The following is a 19,190-nucleotide window of genomic DNA, read 5'->3' on the forward strand; positions in this document are numbered from 1 at the left end:
TATTTTTTTTTATCAATGTTATCTAGTCGAAAATCTTACCACGATTCATAATCCCATTGGGGTCAAAGACTTGCTTGATGGCGCGTAAATAATCAATTTCTTCATCAGGACGGGTGTAATTAAGATACGGCTTTTTGGTCATACCTACGCCATGCTCGGCTGAGATAGAGCCGTTGTATTTTTGCACCGTTTCAAACACGTACTTGTTGACCACTTGGCATTTTTCAAAAAATTCGTCTTTGCTAAGGTTTTCTGGCTTTAAAATATTTAAGTGTAAATTACCATCGCCGATATGCCCAAACCAGCACACTTGAAAATCCGGATAGTTTTGGCTAACAATGGCATCGATATCCGCGATAAACTCTGGCACACGGCTGATGAGTACGGAGATGTCATTTTTGTAGGGGGTAAATACCGAGATGGTCTCAGAGATATACTCGCGCAGTTTCCATAGCTCTTGGGCTTGGTGAATCGATTGGCTCATCACCCCATCAAGTACCCAGCCTTCACTCATACAGTCTTCAAAAATCTGCATCGCCATGTCCATAATCGGCTCGTAGGGCGCTTCAAATTCGAGTAGCGCATAAAACGGCGCATCAGTTTCAAACGGTTTTTGCACATGCCCTGTGGCAAGTAACTTGTCAACGGCGACATCATCAAAAAATTCAAACGCGGTCAAATCCATTTTGCTTTGAAAGGCTGACAGGATTTGCATGATATTAGCAAACTCTGGCACACCAAGCACCATGACGGTTAGGTTCTTGGGCTGACGCTCTAGCTTGACTTGCACTTCAGTGACAATCCCAAGCGTACCTTCTGCCCCGATAAACAAATGACGCAGGTCATAACCTGTGGCGTTTTTTATCATGCCTTTATTGAGGTGCAAAATATCGCCTTTACCTGTCACCACGGTAAGACCTAATATCCAGTTGCGGGTCATGCCGTATTTGATGACTTTGATGCCGCCGGCATTGGTGCCAATATTGCCACCAAGCTGGCTTGAACCGGCTGACGCAAAGTCCACGGGATAGTATAACCCTTGCTGCTGGGCAAAGTCTTGCAGCGCTTTGGTGACGATACCAGCCTCCACTTCCACCATACGGTCTGCAGGGTAGAAGCCCAATACTTGGTGCATTTTATCAAGGCTAATTACCACCTCGCCATTGGCGGCAACGGCCCCTGCGGATAGACCGGTACGTCCACCGCTTGGGGTAATGACGATGTTAAGCTCATTACATAGCTTGACGATGGCTTGCACTTGCTGCGTGGATTTCGGGAAGACAATGGCGCTGGCATTGGGTTCAAAATGCTTGGTCCAATCTTTGCCCCAAAAGCCCAAACTGTCCGCATCGGTTTTGATTTGGTGTTCGTCAAATCCTTGCTGGCGTAGTTGTTCAATGAGCGTATTGATGGCGGTCTGATTAGCAGTCATGGTGTGGCTTTTACCCATATTTTTAGACAGATTGAAAAGGTTTTTGAGGCTCTATCATAGCATAACTAACGGCATAAATTTTGACAAAAACACTGGCGATTGATGAAGAATTTTTTACCCATAAGACAAAAAAATCATGCCATCTTGCTGGAATTTCACCACAAAAAACCCAGCAAGTGTGATAGGATAATTGACTAAAAATACTGACTAGGGGTTTGTTATGGCACAAAATTTATCACTTGAGAAAGACAAAATCCGCTTTTTGATGCTTGAAGGCTTGCATGATAATGCCTTTAAAGTGCTGTCAGAGGCGGGCTATCACAATGTTGAGAACATCAAAACCGCCTTAGACCCCGAAGAGCTTAGCGAAAAAATCAAAGACGCCCATTTTATCGGCATTCGTTCTCGCACCCATTTGACCCGCGATATTTTAGAAAAAGCTGAAAAGCTCATCGCCATTGGCTGTTTTTGTATTGGCACCAACCAAGTGGACTTGGAAGCTGCCCGTGAGCTGGGTATCCCTGTCTTTAATGCCCCTTATTCTAACACCCGCTCTGTGGCAGAATTGGTACTTGCCGAAATCATCATGCTGATGCGCGGTATCCCTGAAAAAAACGCGGTGGTACACCGTGGCGGCTGGAACAAATCTGCCAAAGACAGCTATGAAGTGCGCGGCAAAACTTTGGGTATCGTGGGTTATGGCTCTATTGGTACTCAGCTATCGGTACTCGCTGAAAGCCTTGGTATGAAAGTCATCTATCATGATGTGGTTACCAAATTGCCACTGGGCAACGCCACCCAAGTGGGAAGCCTAGAAGAACTGCTTGGTAAAGCCGATGTGGTCACCCTGCATGTGCCAGATTTGCCAAGTACGCGTAATATGATTACCGCCACAGAATTGGCGGCCATGAAACCAGGCGCGCATCTTATTAATGCGGCGCGTGGCAAATGTGTGGATATTGATGCGCTGGCGGCAGCCTTACAAAGCGGTCATATCTTGGGCGCGGCGATTGACGTTTTCCCCAAAGAACCAAAATCAGCGGATGAAGAATTTGAATCACCACTGCGCGCGTTTGACAATGTGATTTTGACACCGCATATCGGTGGCTCAACCCAAGAAGCCCAAGCCAATATCGGTCTTGAAGTGGCAGAAAAATTTGTGCGTTATTCTGATATGGGTGATACCGCAACCTCGGTCAACTTCCCAAATGTTAGTATGCCGCAAAAAGAAGGTACGCATCGTCTGCTACATATTCACCAAAACGTGCCTGGCGTGTTGTCACAGATTAACAAATCTTTTGCCGATGCCAATATCAATATCTTTGCGCAAAGCCTGATGACGGAAGAAGATGTGGGTTATTTGGTGATGGATGTGGGTAGCGGCGATTCTGCGCAAGCGGTTGAAGCGCTTAAAAACATCCCAGAAACCATTCGCGTGCGGGTGTTGTTTTAATAAGGTTTCTTGAAAAAAGGGCGTATTGACTACGTCCTTTTTTATTTTGGTTGCTAAATGATGGCATAAATAGCATATCAATCTAACTTGTTTAAAACGTGTCATAACGCATGATAGAGTGGCGTACTGCTTAAGCCATCTAACGTCATGGTTAAGGTTTCCTTATCCAAAATTGCAACGGGCGGTACTAATTTTGTTGTATCAAAAACGATTAAAAAACCCCACTCAAATCGCTTGAGTAGGGTGAAAAAACATAAATTGTTAAGCAAAAATCGCTAACTATTTCGCAATCTTTTTATACTTCATGCGTTTTGGTTCGGCATCCGCGCTCAACTGTTTTTTGCGGTATGCCTCAAACTCTGAGTAGTTACCATCAAACCAAATCGGACCTTCATCCTCAAACGCCAAAATATGCGTGGCAATACGGTCTAAGAACCAGCGGTCATGCGACACCACCATCACCGTACCAGGGAACACTTCCACCGCATCTTCAAGCGCGCGCAATGTCTCAACATCAAGGTCGTTTGATGGCTCATCGAGTAGCAGCACGTTTGCCCCTTGTTTTAAGGTTTTGGCAAGTTGCAGACGGTTACGCTCACCACCCGACAGGCTACCGACCAGTTTTTGTTGGTCTTGACCTTTAAAGTTAAAGCGACCGATATAGGCACGGCTAGGCGTGGTGTATTCGCCCACGGTAATCATATCAAGACCGTCGGAGACCTCTTCCCACACGGTTTTTTTGTCGTCCAGCTCATCGCGTACCTGTCCGACATACGCCACTTTTACCGATTCACCGACTTCAACTGTGCCTGTATCTGGCTTGTCTTTGCCTGTAATCATGTTGAACAAGGTTGTTTTACCTGCACCATTGGGTCCGATAATCCCCACAATCGCCATCGGTGGCACAGTGAAGGATAGGTTTTCGTATAGCAAACGGTCACCAAATGATTTTGAGATATTGTTGACTTCAATCACTTTATTACCAAGACGTGGTCCTGGTGGAATGTAGATTTCAGCGGTTTCGTTACGCTGTTGGAACTCTTTGGAGTTTAATTCCTCAAAACGTTGCAAGCGAGATTTTGATTTGGCTTGCTGGCCTTTTTGGTTTTTACGCACCCATTCAAGCTCTTGTTTCAGCGCTTTGGCAAAGGCTTCTTCTTGTTTTTGCTCTTGCTCTAGGCGTTTATTTTTTTGCTCAAGCCACTCAGTGTAGTTACCTTGGTAAGGGTAGCCATAGCCACGGTCAAGCTCCAAAATCCACTCTGCCACATTGTCCAAGAAATAGCGGTCATGGGTAATCGCCACGATGGTGCCGCTATAATCTTTTAAGAAATGCTCAAGCCAAGCGACTGATTCGGCATCCAAGTGGTTCGTTGGTTCGTCCAATAGCAACATATCGGGTTTGGATAGCAATAGACGGCAAAGGGCGACGCGGCGTTTTTCACCACCCGATAATTTACTCACATCGGCATCCCACGCGGGTAGGCGCAGCGCATCGGCGGCTTTTTCTAGTTGGTTGTTTAGGTTATGGGCATCCCACGCTTGGATGATGTCTTCCATCTTACCTTGCTCGGCGGCAAGTTTGTCAAAGTCGGCATCGGGTAGGGCATATTCACCGTAAATTTCATCAAGGCGCGCCAATGCGTCTAGGGCTTCACGCACACCGTCTTCCACGTTGCCGCGCACGTCTTTGGCAGGGTCTAGCTGCGGTTCTTGGGCAAGGTAGCCAATCTTGATACCCGCTTGCGCACGCGCCTCACCGTTATACTCGGTGTCCACACCTGCCATGATTTTAAGCAAGGTTGATTTACCGGCACCGTTGAGACCCAGCACACCGATTTTTGCACCGGGGAAAAAAGACAAGCTGATGTCTTTTAGGATTTCCCGTTTGGGTGGAACAATTTTTGATACCTTGTTCATGGTATAAATATATTGAGCCATGTTTTTCCTGTTTAAGTTAGCTAATAGCAAATGAAGATAAGGCGTATCATCCACGCCAAAAAATTTGAAAAATGGTGAGGTTTAACCGCTTATTATCGCATTGTTAACAGGGTGGGGCAAGGCAAAAGCCTAGGGAAAATCATTTGCAAACCCCATACCGAATAGGCAAAAACTTTTACAAGTTATGGACAGTGGCTGTGCTACTATCAAACGGCAGATAACCAAGCGACAAATAACCAAGTCACAGATAGCATAGTAAATAAAAGAATATACAAGGAGACAACCATGTCGGATTTACAATTATCTATTCACCATAACGAGCAGTCCCAGCGTTTTGAAACCACCGTTGACGGCACTACTGCTTACATCAGCTATGTGGATAATGGTGATGTCATCGTATATGACCATACCATTGTACCAGACGCCATTGGTGGGCGCGGCATTGCAGGGGCGTTGACCAAGCACGCGCTAGACTACGCCCGCAAGCAAGGTAAAAAAGTCGTGCCAGCCTGCTCTTACGTGGCAAGCTATCTACAGAAACACCCCGAATACCGTGATTTAAAAGCTTAAAATTTTATAAATGCGTCAATACGCCTATAAAAAAACCACATATATTGATGTGGTTTTTTTATAGAGTCGGGTTTGCTGATTATTTTTTCTTGGTAGGTCCAAGTAGCATACCCATTTGGCGGCCTTCAACTTTTGGTTGTTGTTCAACATTGGCAACATCGGTTGTATCGGCAATGACTTTTTCAAGCTGCTGCAAGCCAATTTGTTGGTGAGCCATCTCACGACCACGGAAGCGAATGGTGACTTTGACTTTGTCTTGGTCTTCCAAAAACTCACGGATTTTACGAAGTTTGACTTGATAGTCGGCTTCTTCCGTACCAGGACGCAATTTGATTTCTTTAAGCTGCGTTTGTTTTTGGTTCTTTTTGGCTTCTTTGGCTTTTTGTTTTTGGTCGTACAGATATTTTCTGTAGTCCATCACTTTGGCAACAGGAGGCTGAGCGTCTGGTACTATCTCGACCAAATCCAACTCAGCATCACGGGCGGCCTGCAAAGCCGTTTTTATATCCACAACACCAACTTGTTCGCCGTCTTCTTTGACTAAGCGTACCTCTTTGGCACGAATTTCCTCGTTGATGTCTAATCGGTTTGAACTCTTAATAATACTTACTCCTACGCTGTTTTTGATTTGACACGCCCTTTTTGGGCGGTCGCTTGGTTAACCAAGTCGATAAAGGCATCAATACTCATCACGCCAAGGTTGTCACCTTCACGAGTACGCACGTTAACTTGGTTGCTTTCTACTTCTTTATCACCCATGACAATCATATAAGGAATACGTTCAAGGGTGCGTTCTCTAATTTTAAAGCCAATTTTCTCATTACGCAAATCGGTGATCACACGAAGTCCGGCTTGATTCAATTGTTCGGCGACTTTTTGACAGGCTTCGGCTTGGTTGTCGGTAATATTCATCACCACAACTTGCTGCGGTGCAAGCCAGACTGGCATCCAGCCGGCGTAATGCTCAATGAGCATACCGATAAAGCGTTCAAATGACCCCAAAATCGCACGGTGGAGCATGAGTGGTGTTTCACGTTCGCCTTGTTCATTCACAAATTCTGCACCTAGTCGTTCTGGCAGGTTAAAGTCAAGCTGCAGTGTACCGCATTGCCATACCCGGCCAAGACAGTCTTTAAGGCTAAACTCGATTTTAGGTCCATAAAATGCCCCTTCACCTGGCAGATACTGCCAGTCAAGCCCGGCATTATCCAACGCGTCTGCTAAGTCTTTTTCTGCCAAGTCCCACAGTTCGTCAGCACCGACCCGTTTTTCTGGGCGAGTCGAGAGTTTCATTTGTACGTCATCAAAACCAAAGTCTTTATACACATCAAGGGTAAGCTTAATAAAATCTTGGGCTTCTTGTTTGATTTGCTCATTACTACAAAAAATATGGGCGTCATCTTGGGTAAAGCCACGCACCCGCATGATGCCATGGAGCGAACCTGACGGCTCATTACGGTGGCATGAGCCAAACTCAGCAAGACGCAATGGCAAGTCACGGTAGGATTTTAACCCTTGATTGAACACTTGCACGTGACACGGGCAGTTCATCGGCTTAATCGCATAGTCACGTTTTTCACTATGGGTGGTGAACATCATGTCGCCATAATTTTCCCAGTGACCTGATTTTTCCCATAGGCTTCTATCGACAATTTGCGGGGTTTTGATTTCAAGATAGCCGTTATCTTTTTGTACTTTGCGCATATACTGCTCAAGTACTTGCCACATCGTCCAGCCATTGGGATGCCAAAACACCATACCAGGCGCTTCTTCTTGCATATGAAATAAATCAAGCGCTTTACCGATTTTACGATGGTCGCGTTTTTCCGCTTCTTCGATACGCTGAATATAAGCTTTTAGGTCTTTTTTATCTGCCCAAGCGGTACCGTAGATACGTTGAAGTTGCTCGTTTTTGGCATCACCGCGCCAGTAGGCACCACTCATTTTGGTGAGTTTAAAAGCTTTTAAGAAACGGGTATTGGGCACGTGTGGTCCACGGCACATATCAACATATTCTTGGTGATAGTACAAACCCATTTGAGTTTCATTCGGCATATCTTCGATAAGACGTAGTTTATAAGTCTCGCCACGGTCTTGGAATACTTTGATAACCTCGTCGCGCGGTGTCATTTTTTTGATAACATCGTAATCTTGGTTAATCAATTGCGTCATGCGCGCTTCGATTTTTTCCATGTCTTCTGGCGTAAACGGGCGCTCGCTATAGATATCGTAATAAAAACCCTCTTCAATCACAGGACCGATAACCATCTTCACTTCAGGATAGAGCTGTTTGACAGCATGACCCAGTAAGTGAGCGGTCGAGTGGCGAATGATTTCCACACCTTCCTCGTCTTTTGGCGTGATGATTTGGACGGTTGCGTCTTCGCTAATCGGGTCACACGCATCAACTAATTTACCGTTGACACGTCCTGCAACGGTGGCTTTGGCAAGCCCTGCGCCGATGCTTTGTGCCACTTCCATGACTGACGTTTGTCCATCAAATTGTTTAATATCGCCGTTTGGTAAGGTAATGGCTACCATAATTGCTCCTGTTGTCCTTTGGCAGTGATGACCGTTACTATCGGTCATGTAACCGTGAGAGATGGGAATAAAAAAAGGGAAAAACTCTGCCCATCCAGACTTACCGTGTCTAGATAGGCATTACAATCCCATGAATTCGTCGCTTTGCAAAAAGCGTAAACAAGATATTATAGCAAATTGCGGTGATGAAACCAACTTGCTGATTGAATTGCTTGCAGTGATGACACAAAATGAGGTAGCTCATGATATGCGTGTAAAAAACACTACAATAGACGACAGCCAATGCTTGGTATCTCCAATACGACAGGGTGTCTTGACACTAAACTGTGCGCCTTTACACCAACAAGTTACAGGAATAATCTAGATTACCCGTGGCAAAACTTATATAACTACAGCATAGTGAGTGCTATGCTTCATAACAACACGATTGATTAAGGGCATTTTTATGTCAGTTGATTTTTCCAATACATTAATTGTGGCGGTCTCTGCCACGGCATTGTTTGACCTATCGGAGTCTGAGCGGTTTTTTCAACAAGCGTTAACCGAAGATCCAGAAACGGCGATTGATAAATTTCGCAGCTATATGATTGAACGTGAAAATGATCCCTTGCAAACTGGGACGGGTTATCCGCTTATCAAAGCCTTACTCAATCTCAATCACCATTGTGCAGCCGATGACAAGGGCGAGGGCATCGCTGCGCCCATGGTTGAAGTGGTGATTATGTCAAAAAACAGCCCAGATACCGGTATTCAAGTATTAAATGCGCTGCGTAGTCATGGACTACCCATTAGTCGCTCGGCATTTACCTCAGGCGAAGGGGTGGCGGATTATGTGGCGGATTTTAAGGTGGATTTGTTTTTGACCACCAATCATGACGATGCCCAGCAAGTCACCGATGCAGGCGTGTGTGCCTGCGCGATATTAGATGCGCCACCGATTGATATGAAAGAGCTAGACACCAATCAACTACGCATTGCATTTGATGGCGATGCCGTATTATTTGATGAAGCAGGGGAGCTATTGTCTCGCCAGCAAGGACTCAAAGCGTTTCATGATTATGAAGCCAAAATGAGTGATGTGCCGATGAATAAAGGCCCGTATGCGGATTTTTTAATCAAACTCTCTAAACTACAAAAACGCCTGCCTGCTAGAATCAAGCATCCACCGATTCAAATTGCACTGGTGACCGCGCGCAATGCCCCTGCAGATTTGCGCGCGATTAAGACATTACGTGATTGGGGCGTCAATGTGGATTTGGCATTCTTTTTAGGTGGCTTAGATAAACGCCATGTACTGCAAACCTTTGCCCCGCATATTTTCTTCGATGACTCCATTCATAATTACGAATCTGCTAAAAGCGTAGTACCCTCAGGGCTAGTGCCTTATAGCTCAAAATCAAAATTGTATGTCAAACAAGCTGATGCCGCGGCAACCCAAAACCTTGTTGAGATTCATCAAGGATAAAATTCATAGGTTTTAAAAAAAAACCCAATATAAAAAAATACCGCTTATTGCAAGCGGTATTTGTTATTGAACACTGGAATTGAACACTGGATTAGTGGTCAGATGCACCTGACGCACCGATACCGGTTAATGAACGTACATACTGTGCATCAAAGCCTTTTCTATCTAACTGCGCGCGTGGTGAGTTGTCAGTGATAGAGGCGATCCACGCTAGAATGAAGGTCACAGGCATACTAAATAATGCCACGTTTTTGTATGGGAAAGCAGGTGATTCGTGTTTCATGATATCGACCCAAACCGCAGGTCCTAAGATAATCAGTAACACTGCGACTGCTAAGCCTCCAAACCCACCGATTACCGCACCACGAGTGGTTAGACCACGCCAGAACATCGCTAACAAAAGAATCGGGAAGTTGGCGGATGCCGCGACCGCAAATACCAAACTTGCAATGAACGCAAGGTTTTGGTTTTCAAAGATAATACCGGTCACGATTGACAATAAACTTAACGCAACCACGGTAATTTTTGATGCACGCATCTCTTGTTCAGGTCTCGCTTGACCTTTTCTGATAACACTCGCATACAAGTCGTGGCTGACCGCTGAAGCGCCTGATAACGTCAAACCTGCCACCACCGCTAGGATAGTCGCAAAAGCAACCGCAGAGATAAAGCCTAGGAATAGGTTACCACCCACGGCATGGGACAAGTGAATTGCTGCCATGTTGGCACCACCGATGAGTGCTTGTGAGCTTACGCCATCTTTAACCACTGTGGTGAAATAATCTGGATGTTCAGCTAAGATAACGATAGCACCCAAACCAATAAGAACGATCATGAAATACACGTAAGCAATACAGCTAGCGGCCACTAATACAGATTTACGGGCTTGTTTGGCATCTGGCACGGTGAAGAAACGCATTAGTACGTGTGGTAAACCTGCTGTACCAAACAATAGACCCAATCCTAATGAGACAGACTCAATAGGATTGTTTACCAATTTACCAGGTGACAAAATCGATTCGTGTTTACTATGGACAGCGACGGCTGACTTAAATAAATTGTCAAAGCTAAAGCCTACATGATTCATGACCATGAGGGCCATGAAAGTCGCACCTGACATCAATAAAACTGCTTTGATAATCTGCACCCAAGTGGTGGCTAGCATACCGCCAAACAATACGTAAACCATCATTAACACACCAACGATGATGACTGCGTAAATATAATCTAATCCAAATAATAACTGAACCAGTTTACCCGCGCCGACCATCTGCGCAACCAAGTATAGCGCAACGACGACCAAGGTACCGGATGCAGCAAAAATACGTACTGGGGTTTGGGAAAAACGATAAGATGCCACATCTGCGAAGGTAAATTTACCCAAGTTACGTAGCCGCTCAGCGATTAAGAATAAAATAATTGGCCAGCCAATCAAGAAGGCTAGCGTATAAATCATGCCATCATAACCGACGGTAAAAACCATACTCGATAACCCCAAAAAGGTTACCGCTGACATATAGTCCCCGGCAATAGCAATCCCGTTTTTGGTACCTGAGATACCGCCGCCCGCGGTATAGAAGTCGCTTGCGGTTTTGTTTTGATGCCCAGTAAGTAATACCGAGTGTTGCAAAAACGAAAATCAAGAACATGATAATGGCTGAGATATTCAGCGGTTGTTTTTTTACTTCGCCTTCTAGGGCGCCCGCTGCCCATGCTGGCATCTGTGCCATCAGACCCACTAGCGTCAAGCTTACGGCAGTTGAAACCTTGCCGATACGCTTGTGCAAGCCTTTAACAGCCAGGCCGTTATATTGTTGTTGTAACATGCCACCCTCCATGGTGTCAAAAATGATGTCAAAATTGATATCAAATTTTTACTACCGAAATCGAAAACCCAACACAATCCCTGTGTGGTTAAACTTTACCACTGTTGATATCATCGATGACTTTACGAGTCATCGTGTCAAATTCACCGTTTGCTTTTTTGACATATATCCAAGTAATGAGTGGTACAAAAATGATGAAAGCTACGACAATATAAAAACCTACAGGCGTCATCGAACCTGCGAAAACTGGTTTTGCAAACATGCTTGGGTAAAATCCCACGAGTAGCAGATAACCGAACCAAAAAACTAGCGTGATAATGGTAAAAATAAGACCTAGGCTAGTTTTTCTCTTTGCCATGCTTTGGAATTCAGGATGGCTCATGATGCGCTGAATTTGTGCCTCATCCATGGTAACGCTCCTTGTAAATGAATGAAAAAGACAACTCATTGATGATTGATTCAACAATCAGTGTCAAAACCGACAAGGAAGATAGCGATTGGATGACAATAACAGTAGACAAAATATGTTGAAGCAAGTCCGCTATGCTAAACGTAATAGATTGTCTTAAATGATACAAACAATCTCATCTTCCCGATTAGTTGCTATTATTAAATGAAAATTGTTAAAAAATCTAGCTGTTTTTTCTCAAACTGTAAAAAAATTGTAGAATGTTAGTTGAAAATTAGTGGCGACCCTATCAAAGCACCCAAAATTAATATTAGACATAACTTGATACTCATAATCGTGACTAATAATCATTGTGCCTAATCATGATTGCACTTAATTATGATTGCACCATCATGACTGTAACGCCCAATGACCAGTAAAAATTATCAAGCTATCCATGATAAATAAATCATTGAGGATAGATGAATCATTGAGCGTACATACCGCCATTCAAACCAAACGGCATTTATTTGCCTCGAGTTTTACACATACCGTCTTTGCAGTCTGCTGCGACTTTACCATAGGCAAGTTGGGTCATCCAATTGGGTACACGGTTGCGATGCCGCGCAAAAATAGGATAAATCATATCACTGGCTTGTTTCGCCACAGGCCATTCAAACACGGTTGCAAATGGCAGTTGTGCGGTTTTGTATAGCAGTCTTACAGCATCCATGCCTTTTTGCATGTTCCCCTGTTTATCTTGCACACACAGATAAGTCATCGCCTCATTTTCGCTAATACCAAATTTGGCAAGTTCATCCCGTGCGTCATCAATCGCCATGATGCGAATGGCTTCAGGTTTCTTCTCTGCCATATGCAAGGCTTCGGTACGGCAGACAGGGCAGGTATCATCATAGTACATGGTAATCATATTAACAGTCTCCGAAGATTAGCTTTTTAGGGCATCTAATACAGTCAAGTCGTTAAATTCAAAACCTTTTTCCAGTAACGCTGTGGGCACAACGCGCTGCCCATCCAACAGTAACGTCGACATTTCACCAAACATGGTCTTGACCACAAAGGCGGGCAGGGTCATCAGGGTAGGGCGGTGCAACCAAGTGCCCATCGCATCGGTAAATGCAGCATTGCTAATAGGCGTTGGATTGGTCAAATTATAAATTTGCTGAGTGGGCAGAATGTGAGTCAGGTTTTGTTCAATGATAAAAATCACCGCACGCACCCAATCACTACGGCTAATCCAGCTCATGATTTGCTGACCATTGCCAAGCTTACCACCGGTGCCCATTTTAAATGGGGTAATCAGTCGCCCAACCATACCCCCCTCGGGCGCCATCACCACCCCTGTGCGCACAATCGCAACTGGCACAGCATCTGTTACGGCATATTTTGCAGTATCTTGGGCAGTCAAAGCTAGCTGCTCCCATGCCTGACAAATTTCGTGAGCGAAGTCGGTTTTTGTCACGGGGCTGGTTTCATCAAGCGCAGTTGGGTCGTTTTCCTTTTGGATACCGTACCAACCGATGGCTGAGCCGCTAATCAATAGTTTTGGCTTGTTGCCGACTCGCTCAATATAATCAATTACCGCTTGTGTGGGTTTTAGGCGACTATCAAACAATTCTTGCTTACGTGCCTCCGTCCAACGGCTGTCGGCAATACCCGCACCTGCTAGATTGATGATGACATCATACGTCTGATCGGTGCTGGCAAGATCGTCATAGCTAATAACGTCGTCTGCGATATTTTTGGTTTTCTCTTTTTCTACAGAACGAGATACCCAAGTGACTGACGCAGTGTCACCTTTTACGCCATGGGTTTTTAACGATTGTGTTAACGCTGTGCCTAAAAATCCTGAACCGCCTGTGATAAGTATTTTCATCATTTCTTTCCTTTTTTCTGTCAAAACTGAAATTTATGGGTAAAATTTTTAGCTTTTTGGTAAAACCAATTTGCCAACGATTACACTACTTAAACCGCCAACTATACAGCATAACAGGTTAAAACTTTGCCAGTCGGATATGTTGCAGTCATTATCCCAATCCATCATTTCAAAAACTTCTGAATCGTCGCCCCAAGCTTTAGGATACGATTGAGCGTAGTGGACGAAAGTTTTAGCATCTCGTTCGCCCAGCTCGTCAGCGTATCGACAAATTGGTGGGTGTCTTTGATACGTTGCTGTATGTCTTTGCTTTCTGTGGCAAATTCTGGCTCATTGATTAAATCTGCCAAGAATCCAACCGTCGGCGCAAGCTCTCGGCGATAGCGTTCTTCGACAATCACCTTAGCCAATTCCCATACATCCGTACCCGTGGTGAAATAATCGCGTCTATCACCGAGCGTATGTACTGTTTGTACCAGATTTAAGCTCTGCAATTCCTTGATACTATTGCTCACATTTGAACGCGCCACGCCTAAGGTCTCTTGGATTTCTTCGGCATTCATTGGCTTGCCTGCCAAAAATAACAAGGCATGAATCTGGGCAACGGTACGGTTTACGCCCCATTTATTGCCCATTTCGCCCCAATGTAAGACAAATTTTTCCATGGTGGGTGTGAGTTGCACTTTTTAGCCCTGTATGTAAGTAAATAGATATAAATCAATCAATTTTTAGTTATTTTGAGCTTTTTATATATTTCTGTCAATACAGAAATTTTGAAAATTGTAAAAATTTTGTGGTCGGGTTTGGATTGTTGACCTTACAAGTCGCGTTTTATTTCCCAAAAAAAAATAATTTCGGTAAGATGAAGTGGTTCATTGTATCTTTTTTTTGATATTTAGTTTTTTGGTATTTATTTCTTTGGTATAAGGATGACCCATGACGGCAACCCAAACACAACAACCCACCTTTCAAAAAGTCACGTATGATGTTGCAGATAGCGTTGCGACGATTACCCTCAATGATCCAGCATCACTCAATGCGCTCAATAGCGTGATGAAATCCGAGCTTTATCAAGCCCTTGATTACGCACAATACGACACAGCCGCCAAAGTGATTGTCATCACAGGCGCGGGTAAGGGATTTTCTAGTGGTGGTGATATTCGCGAGATGCTATCCGGCGCAGATAACCGCGAAAATTTACTGAAAATGTCGCACAGCCTGACCATTGGGATTGCGGACATTACGCGCCGTATCCGCAAAATCAGCAAGCCGATTATCGCGCGTATCAATGGCGCGTGTGCGGGTGCAGGCATGAATATCGCGTTAGCGTGCGATTTTCGCGTCGCCAGTGACAATGCTAAATTTTTACAAGCCTTTGTCAATATCGGGCTAGTGCCTGATGGTGGTGGTATTTATCTGTTATCTCAGTTGATTGGTGCCGCCAAAACCACTGAGCTTGTGATGTTAGGTGAGCAAATCACCGCGCAAAAGGCAGAAGATTTGGGACTGGTGAATGCGCTGGTGAGTCAAGATGCGCTTGATGCGGCAGTGAAAAAACTGACCGACCGCCTCACAAGCTTGCCAACCTTGGCACTGGCGGCAATGAAGCAATCGATTAATCAAGTGGCATTTGCAGGACTAGATATCGCGCTAGACCAAGAAGTAATTTACCAAATGCAAATGGCGACCAGTGAAGACTTTAAAGAAGGGATTACCGCCTTTATGCAAAAGCGTCCTGCTGAGTTTAAAGGACGATAAAGCATAGGGCAAGCTCCTAAAAACTCTGCAAAAAATAGCGTCACCACCGACGCTATTTTTTTGGGTATGATAATGCCCAAACTGGTAGCGGATTTTGTTATCACGGATTTCGCCAATAAAAAAACGATATAAATTGGCATGCAGGTATTTCCAGCCTGTATTAAAATAGCCATCTTGCTGCAAGCGGCGTGGGTCAAAGCGAAAGGTGAGCGGTAGCATCTGATAGCGGGTGATTTTTTTGGCGCGATTGACATAGTCACAATCTTCACACAAAGTTATAGACTCATCAAAGCCGCCCAATTGCTCATGTACGGATTTACTGGAAAAAATACAGGCACCCACCGCTGTTGGCGATAAAAATTGGCTAACAAAAATACCCATGTTAAACAGCAGATAACCCACTGTAAACCAAGGTTTTAGGTGGTCAGCATTCATATACACGCCGGCTACTTTCAAGGATTTTTTATCCAATAATTGACTGGCTTGTTGCAAAAAGTCTGCATCCAACCGCACATCGGCATCTAGGAACAGTATTCGTTCATTTTTGGCTAGGCTTGCCCCTGTATTACGACCCAAGCTGACGCCACGCTTTGACATTTTATGGACGCTTATCGCCGGCAACTGGTGACGAAAACTTGCTGCAATTTGACAGGTGTCATCTTCGCTGTTGGAATCCACCACGATGACTTCAAAATTTTGGTAGCTTTGTTGGGCTAAGTCACGCAAAATATTGCCGATACGTTCGGCTTCGTTTAGGGTAATAATCACGATGCTAATTGGCGTCATAAGCTTATTCACAAGGGCAACAATCGTTTAAAACGGCAGTTTTTTAGATTTTTTATCATAAATGAACAATATGACGATTTGGTGATTGCTAAAAAAGTTTTGGGTGCTAAGCTATGGAATAAGCAATCGAGCTGATGCAGGGTCAATGGGCGAGGGCATGGTAACAAGTTAGAAGGAATGAAGTATGTGCATTGTGGCGTTGGCTTGGCAGCTGTTTGAGGATAATCCCTTGGTATTATTATCCAATCGGGATGAATTTTTGCAGCGTCCTACGCGCGCACTGCATGAATGGCAATTGCCGAATGGAAAAAAAATCATCGCGGGGCAAGATGCGCAAGCAGGGGGCACTTGGTTGGGTATCGATCCTGTGCAGGGGCGCTGGGGGGTGATTTTAAACTACCGAGAGATTATCAAAGATAAGCCTGTCTTTGCCACGTCCCGAGGTCAATTAATCCTTGATTATTTAAGTGGTGAGTGGTCACCGCTAGCTTTCGCAAGACAAATTGATTTGCCCTGCTACGATGGGTTCAATCTAGTCATTGGCGATCGGCAGCAAGCGGTGCTACTTAATAATAAAGGGTATGGCATCGAGGTATTGGCAAAAGGCTTATACGTGTTATCCAATGGTCAACCAAATACGGAATGGTTTAAAACGGAAAAACTGCGCAGGCGAGTACGACAAGAGTTATTGCCGCTGCTTGGTGGGCATGAGAATTGGCAAACAGCCAATTGGAAAAACGTGGCATTTGAGATATTGCAAGACCGTGAACAAGCGCCTATCACCCAGCTACCTGATACAGGTTTAGGTATCGAGAGAGAATTGGCGTTGTCTTCTATTTTTATTCCTGCCAATCGCCTCGACAAGCTGCTAGGAAGTAGCTATGGGACGCGCGTGAGTAGCTTGCTCACCATCACTCATACAGGGTTTGATATGCAAGAAAAAAACCTTGAAAATGACACTATCATCCGTATCACGCCCGATGTTAACGCCACATAATCAATGAAAAAAACAGCCGAAAAATCAAAAAAATAGACAATAAAATCGGCTATCTATCAACCGTAAGCTTAACGGATATGCCCAAACATCATCATCAGCTCAGTATCGAGCTTATCGAAATCCAATTCGATAGTGTTATCCAAAAAAATCACTTCAATACGGTTATCGGTTTGTGGTTCACAGGCCACCAAATCGAGCGAATCCGGGGTAAAATTCATGGTTTGCCATTGCTCATCATGCGTATGTTTGATATGAACCACCGATTTGATACGTTGCCAGTTGGGCAGTGCCAAAAGCCATTCCATCAGTACAGTCATATCAATTGTCCAGTCGGCTGACACCCGCCAGCCGATGATTTGATAGCCATTTTGTACATCATGATAGCGAAATGGCAAGTCATCATTGGTAGCTGTTGGCGATGGGGGCGTGTCGACTTGGGTAGTGGGTGGGGCGGTGGACTGAGCAAAGCTTGTTAAGCTAACTTGTTGATAGTGGCTACGCTCAGCAAGCACTTGGCTTGATTGATTGAGCGCTTGTTGCAATTGCCGCAGATTATCTTCGCTCAGCATTTGCTCTGCTTGCCAAATCAATTTTGCTTTAGGGTTTAAGCCTTTTACCCATGCGGTCAGTTGGGTTTTTTGGGTGTCATCCAACCCATGAAAGCGATTAATCACCACCACATCACAAAATCGCACATGCGCTTGGTAGCCGTCATTGTCACGATAACGGCTATCTTGCCAATGACGCGCATTGAAGATACTGATGGCAGATTTTAGCGACAATGCAGTTTGCCAATGTGGTGCAGATAGCTGCTCAATCAGCTCTCGCGGGTGTGCAAGCCCTGTCGGCTCAATCCATAATCGGTCAGGTCTATACTCAGAAGTCAAGCGAGCGAGCGCAATCTGTAGCGGCAGTTGCGAAGAACAGCAGATACAGCCACCAGATACTTGGCGAATCGCTAAATCATGGTCAGCATTACCCGTCAATAGCTTTTCATCAATACCGATTTGACCTGCTTCATTGACCAAAATCGCCCACTTTTCTTGGTGTTGAAAATGCGCGATACAGGCATTGATAAAACTGGTTTTTCCAGAACCTAAAAAGCCCATCACAAGGTGACAGGCTGTATTTACAATCAACGGTTTTATCATAAAATTTTCTTAACTCTGTTAACCCAGTTTTCCTAATCCGCTCTTCTAATTGGCTTTTTTAATCCGCTCTCTTAAATAGCGCTTGTTTAGCTTTCTGCGCCATCGGGTACAAACACGTAGCCCACGCCCCAAACGGTTTGGATATAGCGCGCTTGCGAAGGATTATCTTCGATGAGACGGCGTAAACGCGACACCTGCACATCAATTGAGCGCTCCATTGCGCCCCATTCACGGCCGCGTGCCAGATTCATCAGTTTATCACGGGTTAATGGCTCACGGGGGTGTTGTACCAAAGCCTTTAATACACTAAATTCACCTGTGGTTAAGGTCACGATATTGCCATCACGTTTTAGGGTACGCGTTGATAAATCTAATGTCCATGACCCAAATTCGACCACTTCCATTTGCTGACTGGGTGCGCCTGGTAATTCACGCGTTTGCCGGCGCAATACGGCTTTAATACGTGCCAATAATTCTTTGGGGTTAAAGGGTTTTGGCAAATAATCATCCGCGCCTGCTTCAAGTCCTGCGATACGATCGGCATCGGAACCTTTAGCGGTCAACATAATAATCGGAATATCGGAGTTTTCTGCGCGTAAGCGATGGCAAATACTGATACCGTCTTCGTTAGGTAGCATCAAATCAAGCACAATCAGCGAAAATAATTCACGCTGCATCAATTTGTCCATTTGGTTGCCGTCATGCGCAGTACGTACAATATAACCATCGTCTTCTAAGAAACGTTGCAATAAGGTACGTAGGCGCGCATCATCATCAACGACCAAAATGCGCTGATTCATATCGCCGGCGGCTGATTGATTGGGAGTAGATTCTACAGTGGGGTTGATGTCGTCACTCATTGATTATTTTCCTCATTTTTATCGTCGATATTCCTATCACCAATGTTATTTTCACTCGAATGTTGTTTTCGCTACATAGTTTTTATAAACGCTAAATATGTTCCATTAGCGTGTTGAAATGAACC

General features: G+C 44.7%; 16 protein-coding genes and 1 pseudogene. 5 read left to right on the top strand and 12 right to left on the bottom strand.

All coding sequences use genetic code 11. From position 1 onward, the window contains the following. Positions 1–22: 22 nt before the first annotated feature. Positions 23–1,432 (bottom strand): FAD-binding oxidoreductase, encoded by a 1,410-nt coding sequence (locus tag ACAM37_RS00700; protein ID WP_198510965.1) that lies wholly within the window; start codon positions 1,430–1,432, stop codon positions 23–25. Between the two features lie 220 nt (positions 1,433–1,652). Between ACAM37_RS00700 and serA the strand changes: the two genes are divergently transcribed. Next, complete coding sequence (serA, locus tag ACAM37_RS00705; RefSeq protein ID WP_138017899.1) at positions 1,653–2,885, top strand: phosphoglycerate dehydrogenase; 1,233 nt, start codon at positions 1,653–1,655, stop codon at positions 2,883–2,885. A gap of 279 nt (positions 2,886–3,164) precedes the next feature. Here serA and ettA read toward each other — a convergent pair whose 3' ends face one another. Next, positions 3,165–4,826 (bottom strand): energy-dependent translational throttle protein EttA, encoded by a 1,662-nt coding sequence (gene ettA, locus ACAM37_RS00710; protein ID WP_050325218.1) that lies wholly within the window; start codon positions 4,824–4,826, stop codon positions 3,165–3,167. A gap of 285 nt (positions 4,827–5,111) precedes the next feature. Between ettA and ACAM37_RS00715 the strand changes: the two genes are divergently transcribed. After that, the gene (locus ACAM37_RS00715; protein WP_219332415.1) at positions 5,112–5,396 is read left to right on the top strand and encodes a GNAT family N-acetyltransferase; all 285 of its coding nucleotides are present in this window, start codon (positions 5,112–5,114) and stop codon (positions 5,394–5,396) included. A 79-nt stretch (positions 5,397–5,475) separates the two neighbouring features. On the opposite strand, the gene infC is transcribed toward ACAM37_RS00715, so the two are convergent. Further along, entirely contained in the window at positions 5,476–5,973 is a 498-nt protein-coding gene (gene infC / locus ACAM37_RS00720; RefSeq protein ID WP_172460503.1) for a translation initiation factor IF-3, read from the bottom strand. 35 nt (positions 5,974–6,008) lie between these two features. Next, the gene (thrS, locus tag ACAM37_RS00725) at positions 6,009–7,937 is read right to left on the bottom strand and encodes a threonine--tRNA ligase (protein ID WP_369626304.1); all 1,929 of its coding nucleotides are present in this window, start codon (positions 7,935–7,937) and stop codon (positions 6,009–6,011) included. Between the two features lie 445 nt (positions 7,938–8,382). Here thrS and ACAM37_RS00730 point away from each other — a divergent pair, with 445 nt between their 5' ends. After that, positions 8,383–9,402, top strand: a complete 1,020-nt coding sequence (locus ACAM37_RS00730; RefSeq protein WP_369626305.1) for a 5'-nucleotidase — start codon at positions 8,383–8,385, stop codon at positions 9,400–9,402. A 91-nt stretch (positions 9,403–9,493) separates the two neighbouring features. Here ACAM37_RS00730 and ACAM37_RS00735 read toward each other — a convergent pair. From ACAM37_RS00735 to ACAM37_RS00755, 5 genes and pseudogenes are all read right to left on the bottom strand, one after another. Further along, a pseudogene (locus tag ACAM37_RS00735) lies at positions 9,494–11,132 on the bottom strand (cation acetate symporter). Positions 11,133–11,316: 184 nt separating this feature from the next. Next, positions 11,317–11,637: a DUF485 domain-containing protein gene (locus tag ACAM37_RS00740; RefSeq protein WP_369626306.1), complete on the bottom strand. Its 321-nt coding sequence runs from the start codon at positions 11,635–11,637 to the stop codon at positions 11,317–11,319. Between the two features lie 505 nt (positions 11,638–12,142). After that, positions 12,143–12,547, bottom strand: coding sequence for a thiol-disulfide oxidoreductase DCC family protein (locus ACAM37_RS00745; protein WP_369626307.1), 405 nt, complete (start codon positions 12,545–12,547; stop codon positions 12,143–12,145). Between the two features lie 18 nt (positions 12,548–12,565). After that, positions 12,566–13,516, bottom strand: a complete 951-nt coding sequence (locus ACAM37_RS00750; protein ID WP_369626308.1) for a TIGR01777 family oxidoreductase — start codon at positions 13,514–13,516, stop codon at positions 12,566–12,568. Positions 13,517–13,677: 161 nt separating this feature from the next. After that, positions 13,678–14,196 (bottom strand): GbsR/MarR family transcriptional regulator, encoded by a 519-nt coding sequence (locus tag ACAM37_RS00755; RefSeq protein WP_099807466.1) that lies wholly within the window; start codon positions 14,194–14,196, stop codon positions 13,678–13,680. Between the two features lie 253 nt (positions 14,197–14,449). Between ACAM37_RS00755 and ACAM37_RS00760 the strand changes: the two genes are divergently transcribed. Next, the gene (locus ACAM37_RS00760; RefSeq protein ID WP_007117335.1) at positions 14,450–15,271 is read left to right on the top strand and encodes an enoyl-CoA hydratase/isomerase family protein; all 822 of its coding nucleotides are present in this window, start codon (positions 14,450–14,452) and stop codon (positions 15,269–15,271) included. Here the strand turns inward: ACAM37_RS00760 and ACAM37_RS00765 are convergent. Then, positions 15,164–16,057, bottom strand: coding sequence for a glycosyltransferase (locus ACAM37_RS00765; protein WP_369626309.1), 894 nt, complete (start codon positions 16,055–16,057; stop codon positions 15,164–15,166). The genes ACAM37_RS00760 and ACAM37_RS00765 overlap by 108 nt on opposite strands. A gap of 184 nt (positions 16,058–16,241) precedes the next feature. Here ACAM37_RS00765 and ACAM37_RS00770 point away from each other — a divergent pair, with 184 nt between their 5' ends. Beyond that, positions 16,242–17,054: an NRDE family protein gene (locus ACAM37_RS00770; RefSeq protein WP_095356515.1), complete on the top strand. Its 813-nt coding sequence runs from the start codon at positions 16,242–16,244 to the stop codon at positions 17,052–17,054. A 68-nt stretch (positions 17,055–17,122) separates the two neighbouring features. On the opposite strand, the gene ACAM37_RS00775 is transcribed toward ACAM37_RS00770, so the two are convergent. Next, a complete protein-coding gene (locus ACAM37_RS00775; protein WP_282850631.1) occupies positions 17,123–18,205 on the bottom strand; it encodes a CobW family GTP-binding protein in 1,083 nt (360 codons plus the stop codon). An 86-nt stretch (positions 18,206–18,291) separates the two neighbouring features. Further along, a complete protein-coding gene (gene ompR / locus ACAM37_RS00780; protein ID WP_286130670.1) occupies positions 18,292–19,065 on the bottom strand; it encodes an osmolarity response regulator transcription factor OmpR in 774 nt (257 codons plus the stop codon). Between the last annotated feature and the right edge of the window lie 125 nt (positions 19,066–19,190).

It is taken from the genome of Moraxella sp. K23 (genome assembly GCF_041154765.1).
In the GTDB taxonomy this organism is placed as follows: domain Bacteria; phylum Pseudomonadota; class Gammaproteobacteria; order Pseudomonadales; family Moraxellaceae; genus Faucicola; species Faucicola tetraodonis.